Annotated in this window: 16 protein-coding genes; 10 read left to right on the top strand and 6 right to left on the bottom strand. The window is 41.4% G+C overall.

The genetic code is table 11. The features are described from left to right. Positions 1 to 38: 38 nt before the first annotated feature. From H562_RS0106100 to guaB, 6 genes are all read left to right on the top strand, one after another. Positions 39 to 452, top strand: a complete 414-nt coding sequence (locus tag H562_RS0106100) for a PaaI family thioesterase (protein ID WP_027376690.1) — start codon at positions 39 to 41, stop codon at positions 450 to 452. A gap of 243 nt (positions 453 to 695) precedes the next feature. Then, positions 696 to 1,208, top strand: coding sequence for an RNA polymerase sigma factor (locus H562_RS0106095; RefSeq protein ID WP_027376689.1), 513 nt, complete (start codon positions 696 to 698; stop codon positions 1,206 to 1,208). 61 nt (positions 1,209 to 1,269) lie between these two features. Further along, positions 1,270 to 1,935 carry a hypothetical protein gene (locus H562_RS0106090; protein WP_027376688.1) on the top strand — a complete coding sequence of 222 codons (666 nt, stop codon included), beginning with the start codon at positions 1,270 to 1,272 and terminating at the stop codon, positions 1,933 to 1,935. A gap of 10 nt (positions 1,936 to 1,945) precedes the next feature. Beyond that, complete coding sequence (locus tag H562_RS15365) at positions 1,946 to 3,220, top strand: DUF4252 domain-containing protein (RefSeq protein ID WP_169463262.1); 1,275 nt, start codon at positions 1,946 to 1,948, stop codon at positions 3,218 to 3,220. Positions 3,221 to 3,224: 4 nt separating this feature from the next. Further along, positions 3,225 to 3,749, top strand: coding sequence for a DUF4252 domain-containing protein (locus H562_RS0106080; protein ID WP_027376687.1), 525 nt, complete (start codon positions 3,225 to 3,227; stop codon positions 3,747 to 3,749). Positions 3,750 to 3,954: 205 nt separating this feature from the next. Then, complete coding sequence (guaB, locus tag H562_RS0106075) at positions 3,955 to 5,415, top strand: IMP dehydrogenase (protein WP_027376686.1); 1,461 nt, start codon at positions 3,955 to 3,957, stop codon at positions 5,413 to 5,415. Positions 5,416 to 5,548: 133 nt separating this feature from the next. Here the strand turns inward: guaB and H562_RS0106070 are convergent, their stop codons facing one another. Beyond that, complete coding sequence (locus H562_RS0106070; protein ID WP_027376685.1) at positions 5,549 to 6,451, bottom strand: T9SS type A sorting domain-containing protein; 903 nt, start codon at positions 6,449 to 6,451, stop codon at positions 5,549 to 5,551. Between the two features lie 234 nt (positions 6,452 to 6,685). Here H562_RS0106070 and H562_RS15360 point away from each other — a divergent pair, with 234 nt between their 5' ends. From H562_RS15360 to H562_RS0106050, 4 genes are all read left to right on the top strand, one after another. Continuing rightward, positions 6,686 to 7,204, top strand: a complete 519-nt coding sequence (locus H562_RS15360) for a DUF6759 domain-containing protein (RefSeq protein ID WP_051190416.1) — start codon at positions 6,686 to 6,688, stop codon at positions 7,202 to 7,204. A gap of 161 nt (positions 7,205 to 7,365) precedes the next feature. Then, positions 7,366 to 8,403, top strand: a complete 1,038-nt coding sequence (nirK, locus tag H562_RS0106060; RefSeq protein ID WP_027376684.1) for a copper-containing nitrite reductase — start codon at positions 7,366 to 7,368, stop codon at positions 8,401 to 8,403. Positions 8,404 to 8,435: 32 nt separating this feature from the next. Then, positions 8,436 to 9,275: a formylglycine-generating enzyme family protein gene (locus tag H562_RS0106055; protein ID WP_034690812.1), complete on the top strand. Its 840-nt coding sequence runs from the start codon at positions 8,436 to 8,438 to the stop codon at positions 9,273 to 9,275. 3 nt (positions 9,276 to 9,278) lie between these two features. Continuing rightward, complete coding sequence (locus H562_RS0106050) at positions 9,279 to 9,854, top strand: SCO family protein (RefSeq protein WP_027376682.1); 576 nt, start codon at positions 9,279 to 9,281, stop codon at positions 9,852 to 9,854. A 51-nt stretch (positions 9,855 to 9,905) separates the two neighbouring features. On the opposite strand, the gene H562_RS0106045 is transcribed toward H562_RS0106050, so the two are convergent. From H562_RS0106045 to H562_RS0106025, 5 genes are all read right to left on the bottom strand, one after another. Continuing rightward, entirely contained in the window at positions 9,906 to 10,997 is a 1,092-nt protein-coding gene (locus H562_RS0106045; RefSeq protein ID WP_027376681.1) for a DUF4407 domain-containing protein, read from the bottom strand. Between the two features lie 270 nt (positions 10,998 to 11,267). Continuing rightward, positions 11,268 to 11,822 carry a crossover junction endodeoxyribonuclease RuvC gene (gene ruvC, locus H562_RS0106040; protein ID WP_027376680.1) on the bottom strand — a complete coding sequence of 185 codons (555 nt, stop codon included), beginning with the start codon at positions 11,820 to 11,822 and terminating at the stop codon, positions 11,268 to 11,270. A gap of 81 nt (positions 11,823 to 11,903) precedes the next feature. Beyond that, complete coding sequence (locus H562_RS0106035; protein ID WP_233701979.1) at positions 11,904 to 13,058, bottom strand: serine hydrolase domain-containing protein; 1,155 nt, start codon at positions 13,056 to 13,058, stop codon at positions 11,904 to 11,906. 168 nt (positions 13,059 to 13,226) lie between these two features. After that, entirely contained in the window at positions 13,227 to 13,841 is a 615-nt protein-coding gene (locus H562_RS14750; protein ID WP_034690808.1) for a hypothetical protein, read from the bottom strand. A gap of 78 nt (positions 13,842 to 13,919) precedes the next feature. Continuing rightward, complete coding sequence (locus H562_RS0106025) at positions 13,920 to 17,330, bottom strand: methylmalonyl-CoA mutase family protein (protein ID WP_027376678.1); 3,411 nt, start codon at positions 17,328 to 17,330, stop codon at positions 13,920 to 13,922. Between the last annotated feature and the right edge of the window lie 249 nt (positions 17,331 to 17,579).

Genomic DNA, 17,579 nt, shown 5'->3' with positions numbered 1-17,579 from the left:
TACTGGTACACTGATAAACTGGTAAATTAAAATAAAAAATGACTCCACACGAACTCGCTCAATACATGCTCAATCAGGATCAGTTCTCACAATGGATGGGAATAAAACTCATCGAAATTCGGGAGAAATATTGTCTGATGGAAATGCCTGTAAAACAGGAAATGATCAACGGATTGCGAACGGTTCACGGTGGCGTAACTTTTTCTCTCGCAGATTCGGCGCTGGCTTTTTCGAGTAATAATACGAATGAGGCTTCTGTTGCTTTACATTGTTCGATGAACTTTACAAAAGCAGTGAGATTGGGAGATACTTTAACAGCGGAAAGTGTTCTTATTTCTGATACCCGAAAAACCGGTGTTTATGATATTTCGATTACGAATCAGCATAAAATTTTGGTGGCAACTTTTCGTGGAACGGTTTATAAAATTGAGAAGAAAGTGACGGATTTGTAATTTTTTTGGGCAGACAATTCCGCCTTCCACTCCCGCTTTTTTTATTGTTGGCTTCGACAAGCTTAGCCACCAATAAAAAAGAGCTCCGTTCAAGTCGGGCTGCAGATTAGTTCGCAAAACAAAAGAGGAATTAATAATAAAAAGCGAGCATAAAATAAAACTTCAAAAACTATTTTGAAGTTTTATTTTATTTTGATGTAATATAATTCGGAAATTAGTTGTCTTACTATTAGAAACAAAACAATGACCCACGAAATCTTTAAAAATACGGTATTCTGTCTCAAGGATGAGATGTACCGTTTTGCGAAAAGATTCGTGATGAGCAGTGACGAAGCGGAAGATGTAGTTCAGGATCTGATGCTCAGATTCTGGCAGAAGAAAGAAGAACTCACAACCTTCGGAAATTTAAAATCTTATGCGCTGAGAGCGGTGAAAAACGAATGCCTGAACAGGCTGAAGCATCACACGGTGAAAATGGGTTTTGCAGATTTCCAAATGCACAGAAGTGAACTTTACCACGTAGAAGCCAATAATATGAAGGAGCAGATCATCGGGTTTATCAACCAGCTTCCGGAGAAGCAGAAAACGGTGATCCACCTGAAAGATGTAGAAGAGTACGAAGTTTCCGAAATTGCAGCAATCATGGAAATGGAAGAAAATGCAGTGCGGGTAAACCTGATGCGGGCCCGGCAGAAGGTGAAAGAACAGATCCAGAATCTCATGGATTATGAAAACAGAGTGATTGAGAATTTTTAATTTTTATTTTACAGAAAACTCCTTTAAAGTTTGGCGTTTAGGGGATTAAAGAGACCGAATTATGAAGACAGACCACACACAGGATAAATATACAGAGATCCTTACAGAAATGAAGGACGAGAAAATGAACTGGGATTTCGATGAATTTTTAGCTGCAGCTGAAGATCCGCAGGAAGTGGCGCCAATCCAGCCGCTGAGAAGTTCCGCCACGTTCCCGAAAATCTTCTGGATGGCTGCAGGTTTGGCATTTTTAGTTTCTCTTGGAGTGCTGTATAAGATCACCACAAAACCTACGATTGCCGAACAGGATCAGTTCGTAAAAAACGAAATCTTAAAGCAGAAAGAAAACTTCGGTCATGACGGCAACGTGGCTGTTCTTACCGCAAAAGATTCTGTAAATGTAGTTTCCGACAGTTTGGTTGCAGATTCAACATCCGTACAAAACGCAGCTGATGTGGTAGAACAGATCCTGCCAAAACGCGGACGTATAAGGAGAACCGGCAGAGTGCAGTATGTTCAGAATGCTGTTCCGGAAAGATCTGCACCCCAACATTCAGTGAAAACTCCGGATTATCACTCGAATTACGTCATCATCAACGGTCAAAAAATTGAAAACGAACAGGAAGCAATCGATTTAACCAAGTACTCTTTCCGTGTTCTTTCTGAAAATGTTTCTAAAACGGTGGCTCAAACCGACGTCATCACTAACTTTAACAATGATTACTAAAACCGATATCATGAAAAAATTACTTTTAATATTTACATTGGTCTTTTCGTCTTTCTTTCAACTTAATGCGCAAAAGGCGAAACTGGATCAGCTTTTCGAAAAATACCAGGAAGCAGATGGCGTAACCTCCATCAAAATCGCCAAACCGATGTTTAATATGCTTAATAAACTCAATATTGCAGATGATGAACTGTCGCAGATCAAACCGCTGCTCAGCAAGATCGAGGGTTTGAAGATCCTTATCCTGGAAAAACCGGCTTCAGCGAAAACGCCGGGAGCACCGGAAAATAAGATGCAGCTCATGCAGTTCGACAAACTGCAGACGGATATCGCAAGTTCGCTGAAAAACATGAAATATGAGGAACTCATCACCGTGCACAGCAAAGACAACAAAATAAAATTTCTGTCATCCGACGCGGCAAACGGAGTTTTAGATAACCTGCTGCTCAACATAAATTCCGACGGTAATACAATGCTGATGATGCTGGAAGGAAAAATTTCGATGGATGATGTGAATAATCTCATCAATGAAGCGGAAAAACCCAGTACCAAAACGTCGGTGACCACGGAAAACATCAGCCGCAACGGCACCACACAGGTTCGTAACGTAGGGAAATTTACAGGAATCTCTGTCTCCAGCGGCATTACAGTAAATTTTACGCAGAGCGACACGCAGTCGGTAGTGGTACAAACCGATCCCGACCTGCAGCAATACGTTTCTACAGAAGTCGAAAACGGGATTTTGGTGATCACCATCAAGAATAAAGATAAAAAGAATCTTAATTTCAAGAAACTTTTTGTCGCTGTAGAAGGACCGCGGCTTGCATCGGCTCAGGTTTCGTCGGGTGCCCTGCTTACAACGCTGAACGCCATTAATGAAGATAATTTTAAGGCGGATATCTCGTCCGGTGCAAATCTGAATGCCGACCTGAACATAAAAAACACGACAACCGTGTCAATAACTTCAGGCTCATCCATGCGGATGGGCGTACAGACCAAAAATTTCAGTTTCGAAGGAACGAGCGGTTCTATGGCGACGGTCACCGGCAATGCAGAAAGTGCAAACCTGAAAGTAACCAGTGCAGCGGCATGTAACGCACAGAATCTCGTGTCAAAAAACGGTACGGCAACAGCTTCTTCCGGCGGAAACATCAAACTTACAGCAACCGAAAGCTTAGCCGCAAATGCAAGTTCTGGCGCTTCGATCCGCTATAAAGGTAATCCACGAAACATTTCCGGCGGTTTGCAACAGAGCAGCGGCGGCACAATTAAACCTTTAAACTAAAAATATGAAAAGTCTATACGCTGTACTTGCGCTAAGTTTGCTTGGTTTTACACTCAATTCCTGCATGGTATCTACAAAACCAAAGATGGAATTTTTCAACAAAGCGGCACATGATTACAGGGAAGCAAAATTTACAAGCATTAATGTGCCTATGTTTCTTGCAAAACCCATCGTAAAAAAAGCGCTGCGCGAAGACGGTGAAAGCGAAGAACTCATTAACCTCATCAGAAAAATATCCGACATCAAAGTGATGACCATTGAAAACGGCAACAAATCGATGCTCGCCGACTACGCAAACTACCTCGCCAATAATAACTTCGAGGAATGGATGACCGTACGGAAGGAAAACGAAACGGTGAATTTTCAGGCGAAACAAACCGGCGATGTGATCAAAAAACTACTCATTTCAATACAGTCTGGCAGTGAATCTGTTTTTGTAGATGTTTCTGGCAAATTTACCGCCGATGACATTTCCCGGATCATCAACTATTCTGAAAAAAATGACGTGAAGAAAATCGTCAGCAAATAAGCCTTCACTTCTTAAGCCACCCATTTCCGGGTGGTTTTTTATTTGAAATTCAATCTGCTGAATTTTTTTTTTAATGGATGATCATCTCAACGTAATTGCCGGACGGTTATTAAAATTTGGACAATATTTAAAAGATTATTCTTCGCTTCAAAATCTATATTTTTATTTTTCCTAAAAATTCCTTAATTTTGCGCAGAAAGCAAAGATGTCTATTCACACAAAAATTGTAGAAAGTGCCATCACCTTTGATGACGTGCTTTTAATCCCTTCTTATTCCGAAGTTCTGCCTAATCAGGTTTCCCTAAAATCCCGGCTTTCCGATAAAATCACTTTGAATGTTCCTATAGTTTCCGCGGCTATGGATACTGTAACTGAAGCAGAAATGGCTATTGCGCTGGCAAGAGTTGGCGGCATAGGTTTCATTCACAAAAATATGCCGATCGAGGAGCAGGCGACACAGGTTTATAATGTGAAGCGTTCGGAAAACGGAATGATCTCCGATCCGGTGACTTTATCAAAAGACCACACTCTTGCCGAAGCCAAAGAGCTGATGGCAAGATTCAAGATCTCGGGTCTGCCGGTGGTTGATGAAAACAATACACTGATCGGAATTATCACCAACCGCGATGTGAAATATCAGGAAAACCTTGCGTTAAAGGTTGAAGAGCTGATGACCAAAGAGGACCTCATCACTTCAAACAAAGCGACCAATCTGGATGAAGCCAAGCAGATTCTGCTGCGTAACCGCGTAGAAAAACTTCCTATAGTTGATAATGATTTTAAACTTGTAGGTTTGATCACCATTAAAGATATCGACAACCAAATGGAATATCCCAACGCCAATAAAGACTTAAACGGTCGCCTGATCGTAGGTGCCGGCGTGGGCGTGGGCGAGGATACCATTGACCGCGTTACTGCACTTGTGGAAGCGGGAGTAGATATCATTGCGGTAGATTCCGCACATGGCCATTCGCGCGGTGTGCTTGATAAAATTGCTGAAATACGTAAAAACTTTGCGGACCTTGATATTGTAGGCGGAAACATTGTAACCGCAGATGCTGCAAAGGACCTGATCGAGGCCGGCGCAAATATTCTGAAAGTCGGTGTGGGACCCGGTTCCATTTGCACGACCAGGGTTGTGGCAGGCGTTGGTGTTCCGCAACTTTCTGCGATTTATAATGTTTTTGAATATGCGAAATCTAAAAATGTAGCTGTAATTGCTGACGGCGGAATTAAATTGTCCGGAGATATTGTAAAAGCGTTGGCTTCCGGTGCAAGTGCCGTAATGCTTGGTTCACTTTTGGCCGGAACCGATGAAGCGCCGGGCGAGGAAATTATTTTCCAGGGACGGAAATTTAAAGCCTACCAGGGAATGGGTTCACTTTCTGCCATGCGACGCGGCGGCAAGGAAAGATATTTCCAGAGTGAAGCCAAGAAATTTGTGCCCGAAGGTATTGAAGGGCGTGTGCCACACAAAGGAAAACTCGAGGAAGTAGTGTTTCAGCTTACAGGTGGAATCCGCGCCGGTATGGGATATTGCGGAACCAAAGACATTCCTACCCTGCAAACGGACGGAAAAATGGTGATGATCACCGGAAACGGACTGAAGGAATCTCATCCGCACGATGTAATAATTACGCAGGAAGCGCCGAATTATTCGTTATAATTTAACACTGCGTAACAGACAAAACTCCGAAATCAGGCTTTCGGAGTTTTCTTTTGCATTTTTAATATGCAGATTTTAATAAAAAATAAAGGCTGCGAAACGCAGCCCTTATCATTAAAAGAAAGTGAGAAAATTATTTCTTGATTACTTTTTTAGTTTCTGTAGAACCGTTTGCATATTTCACAGATACTACATAAGAACCTTTTGCAAGATCCTGAACATTTACTGAAGTTTCAGCAGCAGTTTTTACCAGTTTTCCGGAAAGATCAAAAATAGAGATCTCAGAGATTTTTTCTGCAGATCTTAAGTTGATCACATCAGTTGCCGGATTCGGATATACACTTAGTGCAAATTTAGATTTGGTACTGTTAACTGCCAAAGCTGCTTCTGCAGACATTTTAATGTTATCGAAACCGGCGTTGTTTACGCCTACAGAAACAATATCGACTTCTGTCGGATAGTAGTTTGCCGCTTTAGCGTAAGGACCGTATTCTGTTCCGTTGATGTTTACTTTCATACTTCCTTCCAAAGTATCGTAAGTAACTTTTACTTTGTACCAAGTGTTTGCGGTTACATTGTCTGTGAGCAACTCGCCGTTGGTCTCGTCGTCGAAATCTGCCTGGTCAGCTAGATATACACCTACGCCCGGTGCCATATAAATGTCGAAAATTGCATAGTATTCGCCACCTGCCGCGTCGTACACCTGGATTTCTGCCGGTGAAGTGGCCGTTGGATAAAGTTCAAACTCTGCAACGAATACATCATTACCATCTGCTTTTGAAAACCAGTCGAATTCCTTGTAGATGAACATACCTGCTGCATTAGCTGCTGTGCTCGCCATTTGCAGGGATTTACCGTGTGCAGCGTCTATCGTGGCGATTTTCGCCATGTTGTTGGCCCCGCCATCGCGACCCCAGCCACCTTGTGTACCAAGATTTCCGGTGTTGTAAGAATTAAAATCGTCAGCCATTAAAGTCTGAGAGAACATTGTTGCTGCAAATGCTGCAGAAAAGACAACAGATAAAACTTTTTTCATAAATAAGAATTTAAATTGTTAATTCCCCAAATATATATAGATTTTATTAGTTGAAATTTTGATGTTATCACTATAAAACACGGCAGATAGTAAAAGAACAGTAATCGTTTTCCTCTTTGATTTTCGCTTCAATACCGAAAACCAAATACTGATGAATTATTTCTAAAATTTACCTGCCGAGAAATTTATTCAATGTGTAGAAAATTTAATCTTTCTCCTTTTAAATAGTCTTTAATGACTGGTTTTCTTATTTATTTTATAAAAGAAAATGCTATATTTATCTTTTACCAATCTGAATCTGTAATGAAATACTGTTTCTTCTTTCTTCTCTTATTAATGGTAACAGGTTGTGAAATATCAACAATACCTAATACCGTGTACAGAAATTCGTCCACTTCCACTCCGGCAGCCCCGTCGGCTGAGCGCAGCGAGTTTCAGGAACTTATGGAAAAAGACAAGATCAATAAAAAACAGGTAAATGCGGCTGTTCTCACGTATCTCCTTAACGATACCGATCCGCGCGAGACCGAAACCGCTGCCGTAGTCGAAAACGCTTCCAACTGCAATATTATTCTGCGCCTTGTAGGAATTTCCAACAGCCAGATTTATAATTTACCCATCGCGGCACACTCTAAAAATCAGTTTGTCCTCCGTAAAGGAAATTATACGCTGCGATCCACTGTGTGCGGTGCCGTATATTATTCCCAGAAAGTAATCAGTGACCCGCTTATTCTGAAGCTTTCTGCACAATAGATGAGATATTTTTGAATACGTACTTTTGCACACAAATTCTGAAATAGAAAGAAGCCATCGGATATTTTACCCAAGTCTGATATAACTCATATCCAAATATTTTCAAATATATTTTAATTAGGATAGATTTGTCCTATTAAAAAACAGTTAAAAAATCAACAATGAAAAACATTCTGACAACCCTTGCAGTAGCCTTATTCACACTTCAGGCGTGCAAACAAAATTCAACAGAAAATGCAGGTTCCACCTCGGCAGCCGAAGCCATGGAAATTAAGGTGAGTGGTGAACCTGTAAAACAGGGAATTGTAGCGCCACCAGGAGTTCCTGCTGCGATCGGTGACAGAGCGGCCCAGAAAGTCGTTGTACACCTGGAAGCTACGGAAGAAGAAGGTGAACTTGCTGATGGCGTCACTTACAAATTCTGGACTTTCAACAGCTCCATTCCAGGATCATTCATCAGAGTTCGGGTTGGTGATGAGGTAGAACTTCACTTAAAAAACAAAAGTAACAGCGTAATGCCGCACAATATAGACCTTCACGCGGTGAATGGCCCAGGTGGTGGCGCAGAAGCAACAAATGTTGCACCCGGCAAAGAAGCGATCTTCAATTTTAAAGCTTTAAATCCCGGATTATATGTTTACCACTGTGCTGCAGCACCGGTTCCTATGCACATTGCGAACGGAATGTACGGTTTGATCCTTGTAGAGCCGGAAGGTGGTTTGCCAAAAGTTGACCGCGAATATTACGTAATGCAGGGTGAATTCTATACCAAAGGAAAAACCGACGAGAAAGGACTTCAGGAATTCGATCAGGACAAAGGTGTTGACGAAAGACCGACTTACGTAGTCTTCAACGGTAAGAAAAACGCGTTGATGGGTGCAAATGCACTTACAGCCAAAGTTGGTGAAACCGTAAGGATCTTTGTAGGAAATGGCGGACCAAACCTTGTTTCTTCGTTCCACGTGATCGGAGAGATCTTCGATAAAGTATATGTAGAAGGCGGAAGCACGATCAATAAGAATGTACAGACCACTGTAATTCCTGCCGGCGGCGCTGCAATCGTAGAATTTAAAGTAGAAGAGCCCGGAAACTATATTTTGGTCGACCACTCTATCTTCCGTGCCTTTAACAAAGGAGCTATCGGAATGCTGAAAGTAACCGGCGAAAAAAATCCGAAGGTTTATAACAAAGTACAGTAATCAAAAATTCAAATAACATAAAAGGAACTGCCATGTCTAAAATTTTCAAAATATTATTTTATACCGGCAGTTTCTTTTTTATTTTTCTCTGCTGCGATAAGGCTGCCACGATAAATTCAAAAGATGATTCTGCCACCATAACCCAGGAGCTCAGTATTACGCCGGATGTGAAAATGATTCCCATCAAAGGCGGAAAATATCTGCCGTTTTACGGGGACAGTTCACTGGTGAAAGTCGAGGATTTTCTTCTCGATGAAAGACCGGTAACCAACGCTGAATTTTTAGATTTTGTAAAGAAAAATCCGAAATGGAAACGCAGTAATGTCAAAGGACTTTTTGCCGATGAAACCTATCTGAAAGATTGGCAGGACGATGAAACGCTGCCCAAAGATGCCGATCCGGATGCACCTGTTACGTTTGTTTCCTGGTTTGCAGCAAAAGCTTACGCCAAAAGTGCAGGCAAGCGTTTACCGACTTTGGATGAATGGGAATATGTGGCCATGGCAGATGAGGAAAGCGCCAATGCACGGAACAAACCTACGTATTCTGCGCACCTGATTAACCTTTACAACAAGAAATACCGCGAGAAAAACAAGGTTAAACTATCCCAACCCAACTATTATGGTGTCTATAATATGTTCGACCTTACTTGGGAATGGACAGACGATTTTAATTCCATAATGACGACCAGCGATTCCCGCACAAGTGAATTTGATGACAAAGGACTGTTCTGCGCATCTGCTGCAACAAGTGCCGCCGATGTTCTGAATTACGCTTCGTTCATGCGCTACGCTTTCCGGTCGAGTCTAAAAGCTAATTACACGGTAGAAAATCTCGGTTTCCGGTGTGCCAAAGACCTCAAAGAAAATTAAAAAATGAAACAATTTATAATCACATTTTTTTCTCTCCTTTTTCTTATTTCCTGTACCGAAAACGCAGATAAAAAGGAGGAAGTTAAAGAAAAGATGACCGACTCCATTTTTCTGCTCGATTCGAAATGGGAAAATCAGGATGGTAAAGAAATTCAGCTGAAAGACCTGAAAGGCAAAAACCTGGTTGTAGTAATGATTTTTACGCGTTGCCAAACCGCCTGTCCTTTGCTGGTTGGTGACATGAAAGCTGTAAAATCGAAGGTTAAGCTGGAACAGCTGAAAAACACTTCCTTTGTTTTCGTTTCCGTGGATCCTGAAAATGATACACCCGCAGTGTTGAAAAAATACGCCGAAGAGCGAAATATGTACGGTGAACCGTGGATCTTTCTTCGCAGCGACGTAGAATCAACGCGTGAATTTGCAAATGTGTTGGCAGTGAAATACAAAAAAATATCGCCTATCGTTTTTTCACATTCGAACATCATAAGTGTTTTTAACAGAAATGGTGAAATGGTAAGCCAGGAAGAAGGAACGGTAAACTCCGACGCAGTCGCGAAAACAGTTAATGAACTGAAGTAGCATCTTACTTAAAGAAAAAGCCCGTAGATTTTTCTGCGGGCTTTTTCGTGGTTAAAGTTCTTCATCTTCAGGTTTACGGAGCTGACTGCTGTAATCCTGAATCCGCCAGTCGGTTCCCACATTTCCCTTTTCGATCTTTTCTTTTGAATAAAGCCGGAAATCATTTTCGGTTTTCTCTAAAAGATAATCATAAGGTCCGACAGCAGAAATAAGTTTGACCAATACCGGTGCGATTTCCAGCGTAATGAAAAGTCCCATGATAAATGCAGCAGCGACGCCGATAATCGCAGAGTTTTTCCCAAGTTCGTCCAGGGCCTGCAGACGTGCGGCGAAACCATTGAACTGATCTTCGAAAGTTTCGGTTTTGTCGCGTTCTTTCTCAATGTTGGTATAAACTTTTGAGACTTCTTTGTCAAGATATTCGAGGCGGGGCGCGATTTGCTGCTGATAATTTTCGAGGTCACGGCGGCGCTGTTCTTTCAGTTCGGCTTTTCTTTTGGCGTTCGAACCATAACCTACTTTTCCGCTTGTCAAGCCACTTTGCTTGCCAAGGATTTCTTTTTCCAGTTCAACTGCCGCGGAATCGTAAGATTTCTGATAGTCGGCGATTTTGGTTTGAATTTGCTTTTTCTCGGTTTCAAAAGGTCCTGACTGCTGCAGAATGCGGCCGTTCATTTCCGCCTGAAGCTGGGTTTTATTTCTTTGAATGATGGTGTTCAGCTGCTTGTTAACTTCTTTCTCAAAAATTTTTAATTCTAAAGGCTTTGAAATAATAATTCCCAGGAACGCAGCTAAGATCAAACGCGGAACCGCCATAAGAATTTGGTTCCACCATGGCCCGGTCTTCTTGATGGACGACACGATATAGCGGTCCAGGTTGAAGATCATTAAGCCCCACAAAACAGCGAATCCTGCAGATGCCCAAATATTATCGAAAACCGTGAACATAGCATAACCTGCTGAAAGTGTCGCAAATATTGCAGTGAAGAGGACGATACCGCCAATTCCTGCAAATTTGTTCCACTCGCTCGGCGTTTTGCGGAGGATGTGAATATTACCACCCGAACAGACGAGCAGGAATTTCTGAAACCAGTTCATTGAATGGTTTACTGTATTTACGGGTTTTATCTTTTGTGGTATCATAAGTTTGGCATTAGAGATCTGATTTATTTGTCAGAAAAAACACTACAACGTTACAAATAGTATTAGGTTTAACCAAGTTAATATTTTGTAAAACAGTTATATATTTACTGCTACAAACAAGCAGCCTAAAAATCTGTGCATGAAAGAACTGGCGGAGAAACTTAAATTGTGCTTATAGCCCGGGATCGCAGTGGATCCCGAAACTTCGGGAGTAGCGGAGAGCCGGACCGCTCTTCGAAAGACAAACGAAATTTGATGCTCCTAAAAATCCTACTTCAAACGTTCGGGATTTTGTTTCAGAAAACTGTCCCAACCCGTGTAGGATTTCTGAGCGGACAAATTTCCGGAATTAAAGTGGTGGCAAACCGCAACGGCCAACCCATCGGACGCATCAAGATACCTGGTGGGAAATTCTTTCAGGTTTAATAGGTTTTTGAGCATGCCGGCGACCATTTCCTTGCTGGCATTGCCGTTTCCGGTGATGGCCATTTTAATTTTTTTCGGAGAATATTCGGTGATGGGAATATCGCGGTGCAAAGATGCCGCCATCGCCACGCCCTGCGCACGGCCGAGTTTGAGCATGGACTGAACATTTTTACCAAAGAACGGTGCTTCGAGCGCGACCTCATCAGGATGAAATTCATCGATCAGCGATAAAGTACGGTCGAAAATATACTTGAGTTTAGTCTCGTGATTGGGATATTTACTCAGGATCAGTTCGTGCATGGAGATCATCTTGATCTTACTTCCCTGCACCGAAATAAGGCCAAAACCCATGATGCTGGTTCCCGGATCGATTCCTAAAATTATTGTTTCATTCTGCACGCTACAAATGTAAAATGTTTAAACCAGATGAACGACTATTGGCGGCGCTTTTTGCAGGAAAGCTGCGACTGAATGCATATTTCACCGCTCCAGGTTGTGCAGTCTCACATTCAGCATGTCGCTGCGTAACCCCGTGACCGCCATTTCTATATGATCAGTCGCTTTTTTCACTTCTTTATGCGTCTTAAAAATCACGTTTTTACCCTTGCTTTCATCGGCAATATTCGAAAGTACAACTACTGAAGTTTTAGTTGCGGGATAATACACGTTCAGCGAAGGCGCGCCCTTCACATAACCCGTGTGAAAGTAAGCCTCGGGTTTTCCGACATTCATCATCAAACCAAAACCATAACCCATTTTTCCCAGGATCGGGTGATTGCGATCTGCAGATTTTTCGGTGAGCTTTTTTAAAGACGCAGGTTTCAGAATTATACCATTGAACAGAGCGTTATTCCAGCGGTGCAGATCATTAATTGTTGAAAGTATTCCGCCGGCGGGCACAGAAATCGATTTATCAGTGAGCCTCTCCGGCATATTCGCGACTTTGGTAAAATGCTGCTCATCGCCAAGGTATGCGCCGGCAAGGTAATTACCTGTAAACGTATTTGCGGTAAAGGAGTTGTTCATACCGGTTTTCCTGAAAAGATCCATAGCATTCTGATCATAAGACTTCCCGGAAACTTTTTCGATGATTTGCCCCAGATAATAAAATCCTTTGTTGGAATAATGGAACTCTGTTCCGGGTTCTGAAAGTAAACCATTGCCAAAATCACTGAGCCCGGAGGTATGATTCAGCAACTCTTTAACCGTAATTTCCTTAAAAGGAGCGGCCTTAAATGCAGTTAGAAATCCTGAAACACGGTCATCGGTAGAAAGTTTTTCCTGTTCTTCCTGCAGTAAAATCAATACCGCCGTAAATTGCTTACTGACGGATCCAATGGCAAAGACGGAATTGCTGTCGAGCGGTTTTTTATTTTTAAAATTTTCAAAACCATTTTCCTTTTCATACAAAACCTGACCGTTTTGAAGAACGGAAATACTCCCATTGAATTTATTTTTGGCAAAGACTGAATCGAGCTGGCTCTTCAGTAATTTCTGCTGGAACACTATGACAGTACTGTCGATAATTGACTTGCGGACAGTGGCCTGCGTGCTGACTTTTTCAGCTTCAGATTTACAGTAGCACAGCAAGAGTAAAGAGAAAAAGATGCAATAAAGTCGGATTTTTGGAATCACAGATTAGAATTTCATTAAAAATATAACATTAAAAGTAATCCCAAAGATCGAGGTATAAGATTTTATTGTGCGAGGTAAGAGTTTTTAGTTGTTGCAAGGAGTGTGGGTGGAAGGAAAAGTGATTTAAGAAATCCTTCAAGGATTTTAAATCCTTGAAGGATTGGTCTTTTAAAGATCGATCAGCAGATCGTTTATTTCGTCGCCATACTGGCGGTTCTGCCTGTGGTATAACTTATATTCTTCCACATTGCCGAACAACCTCAACACAAATTCTCTGCTAATCTTTGTCGGCAGATTTGAGATCACACTACTGTACGAACACCAGGGATAATCCTCAACCTGCGAAACAAAACGATGATTAACGGGATTATAATGAACAAAGTGAACTAAATCTTTAAGACATCCAACCGACTCAATTTTCTTCCGTTCGAAATTTTTCTCAAATAAACTGCCGGTTCTGTTATATCGCTTATTGATCGCCTTTGCATACGAATTAAATAAATGACCAAACTGCAGATGTACGTCCAGCTTCTGTGGTTTTTCAACGGTGGAATATTCCAGTTTTTCAACATTCACCAACTCGGCTTGTCTTACATAAATAAGAAAATGAAAATGGTTTTGGAGCAATACCCAGGCTATAGTTTCACAAAAAGGTGAGATATAACGGTCGTAACGGTTCAGGAAGAAGACATAGTTTTTTTCCTCGAAAAATATGTTCTGTCCATTATTACCGCGATTATAAATGTGGTAATAATTTCCCGGTTCAAGCAGTAGTTTTTCCATAGCGAAACTTTAATGGCTTGTGATAAGAAATCCTTCAAGGATTTAAAATCCTTGAAGGATTCTCCAACTAGATTCAGTTTACATATTTCTGCGGTATTTCCCACCCACTTCGAACAAAGCATTTGTGATTTGTCCGAGTGAACAGTATTTCACGGCTTCCATCATTTTTTCAAAAAGATTTTCCTGGTTAATAGCGGCGAGTTGAAGATTATGCAAGATCTGATCACTTTTATCAGCATGAGATTTCTGGAAGTTTTCTAAATTTTTGATCTGCAGTTGCTTTTCTTCTTCAGTCGAACGGATGACTTCTCCCGGGCGAACCGTTGGCGAACCGTCTTTTCCAAGAAATGTGTTTACTCCGATAATCGGGTATTCTCCCGTGTGTTTAAGCATTTCATAGTACATTGATTCCTCCTGAATTTTTGAGCGTTGGTACATGGTTTCCATAGCACCGAGGACGCCACCTCTTTCAGTAATTCTATCGAATTCCGTATAAACTGCTTCTTCTACCAAGTCGGTTAATTCCTCAATGATGAAAGAACCTTGCAGCGGATTCTCATTTTTTGCCAGGCCTAACTCTTTGTTAATAATGAGCTGTATCGCCATGGCTCTTCTAACAGAATCTTCAGTCGGAGTCGTAATTGCCTCGTCATAAGCATTGGTATGCAATGAGTTACAGTTATCATAAATCGCATATAAGGCCTGTAAAGTTGTTCGGATATCATTAAAATCGATTTCCTGCGCGTGCAAAGATCGACCGGAAGTCTGGATATGGTATTTCAGCATCTGACTTCTTTCATTTGCGTGATATTTAAACCTCATTGCTTTTGCCCAGATCTTACGCGCCACACGGCCGATCACCGCATATTCGGGGTCGACGCCGTTGGAGAAAAAGAACGATAAGTTCGGTGCGAAATCATTGATATTCATGCCGCGGCTCAGGTAATATTCTACATAAGTAAAACCGTTTGCCAACGTAAACGCTAATTGCGTGATCGGATTGGCGCCCGCTTCAGCGATGTGATAACCGGAAATTGAAACCGAATAGAAGTTTCTTACTTTTTGGTCGATGAAATATTGCTGAACATCGCCCATTAATCTCAACGCGAATTCGGTAGAAAAAATACAGGTGTTTTGTGCCTGATCTTCTTTTAAAATATCTGCCTGAACAGTTCCGCGAACGGTTGCGATGGTTTCGGCTTTAATTTTATGATACGTTTCAGCATCGATGACTTCATCACCGGTAAGTCCTAATAATTTCAAACCTAAACCGTTGTTTCCTTTCGGAAGTTTGCCTTCATAAACAGGTCTTTTCAAACCTTTATCGTCGAATTTCGCTTTTAATTTTTCCTCAACTTTATCCCAAAGATCATTTTCGGTTAAATATTTCTCCACGTTCTGGTCGATAGCGGCATTCATGAAAAACGCGAGCAACATCGGCGCAGGTCCATTGATGGTCATTGAAACCGAAGTCATGGCATTCACCAAATCGAAACCGGAATAAAGCTTTTTGGCGTCATCCAAAGTAGCAATTGAAACGCCGGCATTTCCAATTTTTCCATAAATATCCGGTGGAAAAGCGGGATCCTGGCCGTAAAGAGTTACTGAATCAAACGCGGTCGACAATCTTTTCGCATCCATATCTGAGGAAACGTAATGAAATCTGCGGTTTGTTCTTTCCGGTCCACCTTCACCTGCAAACATTCTTGTGGGATCTTCACCCGTTCTTTTAAAAGGAAAAAGTCCTGCGGTGTAAGGAAACTGTCCGGGAACATTTTCCTGACCTTTCCATCGCAACAGATCGCCCCAATCCTGAAATTTCGGTAAAGAGATCTTTGGAATTTTTAAATGCGACAGAGATTCGTATTTGGTTTCTACTTTAATTTCCTTTCCACGCACGAAATAAGAAAAGGAATCTCCCGACATTTCTTCTTTAAAATGTTTCCAGCCTTTCAGGAAAGCGATATTTTCTTCGGAAAGTTCTTTCTTTGTTTTAAGGAAAACTTTTTCCAGCTTATCCGTTGTATGTTGATCATCAGCGATCAAAGTTTTTGCACCTTCCAGTAGATACATTCGTTTCGCAATCAGGGCCTGGCTTTCAACATCTTTATCATATTCGTGATTGCTTTCTACAATTTCCGAAAGGTAACGCACGCGTTTTGGTGGAATTACCGTAGAATCATCGGAAACGTTTTGCTCTACAAACTCTTTAAATTTCGGAGCATTTTCGCCCTGAGTTTTTTCTAAAGTCTCGTTAACCTTATTAATTAAAGCATTGTATAATTCTGTGGTTCCGTAATCGTTGAACTGGCTGGCTTTTGTAGAAAAAACCGGCATTTCTTCCAACTTTTTTTCGAAAGCAACATGATTTCTCTGATACGTTTTCCGAACGGCCTGCAGTGCATCCAAAGCACCGCGCTTGTCTGACTTATTTAGCGCAATTAAATCTGCATAATCCAGCATATCGATTTTTTCCAGTTGGGTCGAAGCGCCGTATTCCGGCGTCATCACGTACATTGAAACATCTGCGATATCGGTAATTTCTGAACCCGACTGTCCAATTCCCGAAGTTTCCAAAATGATCACATCGGGTTTTGCCAGTTTCAAAACATCTAAAGTCGAGTGGATAAATTTGGAAACCGAAACATTATTTTCCCGCGTTGCCATCGAACGCATATAAACACGCGGATCATTGATTGAATTCATTCGGATTCTGTCGCCCAACAAAGCTCCACCCGTTTTCTTTTTTGAAGGATCTACGGATACAATTGCAATTTTCTGCTCGGGATTTGAACGTAAAAAACGACGAACCAATTCATCTGTCAAAGAAGATTTTCCTGCTCCACCAGTTCCGGTGATTCCGATAATTGGAATCTTCCTCACTCCCAACCCCTCTCCAGAGGAGAGGGGAGCGGCAGCTCTTTTATTGATCTCTGCAACAAGTTCAGGTTTTTCATCAGAGAAATTTTCTACGGCAGAAATCACTTCGGCAATAGACTTAGAATCTTCGAATTTAATTTTATCTAAATCTGAAACTTGAATATGTTCACCAGTTGCGAAGTCAGATCTTTGAACCAGATCGTTGATCATTCCCTGCAGTCCCATTTCACGGCCATCATCAGGAGAATAAATTCGGTCGATTCCGTAATCCATTAATTCCTTAATTTCTTCAGGAAGGATTACACCGCCGCCACCGCCAAAAATCTTGATTTGAGGTGCACCTTTTTCGCGTAAAAGATCATAAATATATTTAAAATATTCGTTGTGCCCGCCTTGGTAAGAAGTTAACGCAATTGCGTTGGCATCTTCCTGAATGGCGCAGTTCACCACCTCTTCAGCCGATTTATCGTGACCGAGATGAATTACTTCGGCACCAGTGGCCTGAATCATTCTTCTCATAATATTAATAGCAGCGTCGTGTCCATCAAACAAAGATGCAGCTGTAACCACTCTCACTTTATTTTTTGGGGTATATTTTTCTTGATTCATAATGTAATTTCGATTGTTCCAAAGGTAAGTATTTTAGAAATTTTAAGAAAAAGCATGTTGCGTGTGAATTCCCCAGCCAAAAGTCAGAACATATAATAAGGACCACTTAAATTTATTTTTAATTAAATCGATGCTGTTTACCACCGGCGACTTAGGTGCATTGAACTAAAGGATTTTTCCGGTGAACCCATTACTGATCAAAAGCGTCTTTAAAGAAAAATTGAAGGCCAATTCAATTTTAAAGCTTTA

This window comes from Kaistella palustris DSM 21579 (assembly GCF_000422265.1).
In the GTDB taxonomy this organism is placed as follows: Bacteria; Bacteroidota; Bacteroidia; order Flavobacteriales; family Weeksellaceae; genus Kaistella; species Kaistella palustris.
The sequence above is the reverse complement of the archived record's forward strand: the minus strand, read 5'-3'. Positions and strand labels throughout refer to the sequence as shown.

Excerpts from the sequence above, each read along its gene's own strand:
- H562_RS0106100 (WP_027376690.1), top strand. The coding sequence starts at position 39 with ATGACTCCACACGAACTCGCTCAATACATGCTCAATCAGGATCAGTTC.
- H562_RS0106095 (WP_027376689.1), top strand. The coding sequence starts at position 696 with ATGACCCACGAAATCTTTAAAAATACGGTATTCTGTCTCAAGGATGAG.
- H562_RS0106090 (WP_027376688.1), top strand. The coding sequence starts at position 1,270 with ATGAAGACAGACCACACACAGGATAAATATACAGAGATCCTTACAGAA.
- H562_RS15365 (WP_169463262.1), top strand. The coding sequence starts at position 1,946 with ATGAAAAAATTACTTTTAATATTTACATTGGTCTTTTCGTCTTTCTTT.
- H562_RS0106080 (WP_027376687.1), top strand. The coding sequence starts at position 3,225 with ATGAAAAGTCTATACGCTGTACTTGCGCTAAGTTTGCTTGGTTTTACA.
- guaB (WP_027376686.1), top strand. The coding sequence starts at position 3,955 with ATGTCTATTCACACAAAAATTGTAGAAAGTGCCATCACCTTTGATGAC.
- H562_RS0106070 (WP_027376685.1), bottom strand. The coding sequence starts at position 6,451 with ATGAAAAAAGTTTTATCTGTTGTCTTTTCTGCAGCATTTGCAGCAACA.
- H562_RS15360 (WP_051190416.1), top strand. The coding sequence starts at position 6,686 with ATGACTGGTTTTCTTATTTATTTTATAAAAGAAAATGCTATATTTATC.
- nirK (WP_027376684.1), top strand. The coding sequence starts at position 7,366 with ATGAAAAACATTCTGACAACCCTTGCAGTAGCCTTATTCACACTTCAG.
- H562_RS0106055 (WP_034690812.1), top strand. The coding sequence starts at position 8,436 with ATGTCTAAAATTTTCAAAATATTATTTTATACCGGCAGTTTCTTTTTT.
- H562_RS0106050 (WP_027376682.1), top strand. The coding sequence starts at position 9,279 with ATGAAACAATTTATAATCACATTTTTTTCTCTCCTTTTTCTTATTTCC.
- H562_RS0106045 (WP_027376681.1), bottom strand. The coding sequence starts at position 10,997 with ATGATACCACAAAAGATAAAACCCGTAAATACAGTAAACCATTCAATG.
- H562_RS14750 (WP_034690808.1), bottom strand. The coding sequence starts at position 13,841 with ATGGAAAAACTACTGCTTGAACCGGGAAATTATTACCACATTTATAAT.
- H562_RS0106025 (WP_027376678.1), bottom strand. The coding sequence starts at position 17,330 with ATGAATCAAGAAAAATATACCCCAAAAAATAAAGTGAGAGTGGTTACA.